Source organism: Brachyspira sp. G79 (genome assembly GCF_002379365.1).
Taxonomy (GTDB): Bacteria; Spirochaetota; Brachyspiria; order Brachyspirales; family Brachyspiraceae; genus Brachyspira.
On record NZ_JQIU01000005.1, the window covers coordinates 1 to 3,222 of the forward strand.

Annotated in this window: 2 protein-coding genes and 1 pseudogene; all 3 read right to left on the bottom strand. The window is 23.0% G+C overall.

Going from position 1 to position 3,222, the window contains the following annotated elements; genetic code table 11:
• Positions 1-46 precede the first annotated feature (46 nt).
• Positions 47-1,300: a glycosyltransferase family 39 protein gene (locus tag KQ44_RS00050; RefSeq protein WP_096735710.1), complete on the bottom strand. Its 1,254-nt coding sequence runs from the start codon at positions 1,298-1,300 to the stop codon at positions 47-49.
• Positions 1,301-1,316: 16 nt separating this feature from the next.
• Complete coding sequence (locus KQ44_RS00055; protein ID WP_096735711.1) at positions 1,317-2,891, bottom strand: hypothetical protein; 1,575 nt, start codon at positions 2,889-2,891, stop codon at positions 1,317-1,319.
• A 14-nt stretch (positions 2,892-2,905) separates the two neighbouring features.
• Positions 2,906-3,222, bottom strand: a pseudogene (locus tag KQ44_RS14350) (hypothetical protein); the annotation flags it as partial.

Here is a 3,222-nt window from a genome sequence, read left to right on the forward strand (position 1 = left end):
GCCATATTTTTTACAATATCATAAGTAAGCCTTTGTTTTTTTCCTATTAAAGAAAATAGTCATTTTGTTTATAATAATGCCAAGGAACTGCAAAAATATGAATAAACATAAATATTATTAACAAGTTAAATAATTTAGTCTTTTCATAATATAAATAATTTGTAAATAACAAAATAGTAAAGAAAGATAATGCAAACATAGAAAAATGATAAACATATCCGCCTCCTTTACCATTTAAAATCATAGGACAAAGTATAGCCACAGGTATATACAAAAAATAAAAGAATAACACCTCTTTTAATAAAGCATCATTTTTAAATCTTTGACCTTTAAATAAATCCTTCTTGCATAAAAACATAATAGAATATACAAAAGAAGCAATTACTATAACATGAGAAATTATTATTGTAATTATTACTATGGGACTAAATATACCCCAATAAGTTAATGCGGTTTTCACATCAAATTTATTTAATGTAAAAGTAGGAAATATTATTTGTGCATATATTTGAGGGAAGCGTTTATAAAATGGTACAGTATAACCTTTTGATAAATTAATCATCTTCAAAGAGTTATTAAATCCATTTTGAATCTCCGCTATTAAATACGGTAAATACAATAAAAATGATATGAATACACCTAAAGCTAAATATTTAAAATATTTCTTAGAATAATCCCTTTTAATTATTAAATAAACTAAAAGTGTAGGAACTATACCATAATATACAGCAAAATGAAATTGTCCCATAATAGCTAAAACAGGAAATAAAAGTGCCGCAAAAACTTTTGAATATTTTTCATCTCTTAAATACTCTACAAAAAACATGCAAAACAAAAATGAAAACATTACAACAGGATTAGGATTAGTAAAAGAAGTAGTAACTTCAAATATAATACAGTTAACTGCCATAAAAGAAGTCATAATAGCAGCAGACACTATTCCAAATCTAATATAAATCCATATTAAAAATATAAATAAAACTAATAAATATAAACTAACATCAATAATTCTAGCTGTATAATAATTTTCCCCGCCCAAATTAAATAATAATAAAAATTTAGAATAAAATCCTGCTCCGGGAACTCTAGCTATATCATCAACTAAAAGCCCGCTTGTAACTAGTCTTGCTCCAGTATGCGGAATTTGTTTATTATCATGAGCTGTTTTCATCTCATAAAAATGCTGTTCATTATCATTAGATAAAAAAGAATTTCTCTGAAAATAAAAATTTGATATTACACTTATAATAATAGATAATATAATTAATGATAATAAAATAATTTTACTTTTCTTTTCCATTTAGTAATATCCTTTTTTATTTATTATAAAATTTGTATATAGTAAAACCTTTTGTACTAGTAACGATATCAGCATTATTATCAATAATATATTTCATATCATTTGCATTTCTATTTGAATCCCAATTTTTCTCAACAATATTATCTTTAATTATATATGTTACTTTTGCATTGTCTGAATATTTAAGTCTATTATTAGGAAAATAAGTATCAAAAATATCTTTATGCTGTCCTTCAAGTATGCCTGAAAAAGAATCATAAATTTTTATATTTTCACCATTTGAATCATTTTCAATAATATCAAGCAAAGCAGCAAAACTTTTATAATTTCTAGGTTCTTCAAATAATTTCCAATATCTAATCAATTCTCCAGACATAGCAAATAAATTTAATACCAATAAAATAGCTGTTATATTAAAATATTTTCTGCTATTTTTTAATCTATTTTCATTTTGTACAAAAAATAATAAAATAGGTGTAAATGAAATAGAATAAGCAGAATATAAATAATGAAATGTTCCAGATTTTGATCTAAATACTATAAAACTAATAATTGTAACTGGAATAAATAAAAACAATATAAAAATTAATTCTTTTAATATTTCTTCTTTGTAATTGGAAATATTTTTTCTTTTTAATAAAAAAACAAAAGATCGTATAAAAGCAAAAGCTGAAAAAATAATGCTTACAGCTAAAAAAATTAACCCATAAAAATATACAGGTTTAGTAAACCAATAATAAATAATAGAACCCGTTCTAGTACCAAATAAAGCAGATAATTCATTTGTAGGAAATAATATTAAAGCATAAACTTGAGGAAAAGGTATAGATGAAAGTTCTCCCCTCATATTCATAGCATATTGAACATTTAAAAAACCTGTTTTTATTTCATGTAAAAGGTATGGTAAGTACAATAGAAAAGATATGAAAACTCCTAAAGCCCAAAATAATATATATTTTTTAGTTCTTTTAAATCTAATTATTAAATATAGTATTAATGTAGGTACCATAGAGAAAAAAACAACCATATGCCCCTGAGCCATTAATGCAAGTACTGGAAATATCATAACAGCGGATATTTTTATGATTCTTTCATTATTATTTTTATTTAAATATTCGTATAAAAAAATAAATAATGGCAAGCTAAACATTAAAGTAACATTAGGATTCCAAAAATCAGTCATAGCCATTATTAAATATCCATTAATCATTATAATAGGACTCATAAGAGAAGCTATAAAAAGTCCAAACCTTTTATAAATCCAAAACATAAATATAAATAATATTATCAAATTAAAAATTAGATTAATAATTTTGGCATTAAATAAATTTTCACCGCCAATACTATAGAATAAAATATATAGTATATAGTAAAATCCTCCGGGAACTTTTGGACTGGTTTCAGCATCTGTACTTACAAATCTAGCCCCCATTGTTGGAAACTCTTTATTTCCATAATATTTTTTCATATCATAAAAATGAGATTCCTGATCCTTACCTATAAATCTTTTATCTATAGCATAAAATGAAATTGAAACACAAAAAACTAATGATAAAATTATTAGCAAAAATAAAAAATTTCTTAATTGCATTATTATATCCTAAATTATATTCCATCAAAAGGTTTATCACTATTATATTTATATACTAATAAAGCACTATTACTATATAACAGTTTAGAATTATTATTAAAATATAGCATATAATTAGATATTACATCATTATTTTTTGATAAACCTACAACTCTATCAAATACAAAATATATATTAGTTGAATTATCATTTTGTTTCCATACATTATTGGTAAAAAAAGTAATAGCTATATCCCTATACATATTATTATGAGCATAAATACTTATGACATTGGCATCAGAGTTTATAGAATCTTCATAAATAGTTTTTATAACATTTTCCATAGCATATA

Coding starts and splice junctions, on each gene's coding strand:
- KQ44_RS00050 (WP_096735710.1), bottom strand. CDS start 1,300: ATGGAAAAGAAAAGTAAAATTATTTTATTATCATTAATTATATTATCT.
- KQ44_RS00055 (WP_096735711.1), bottom strand. CDS start 2,891: ATGCAATTAAGAAATTTTTTATTTTTGCTAATAATTTTATCATTAGTT.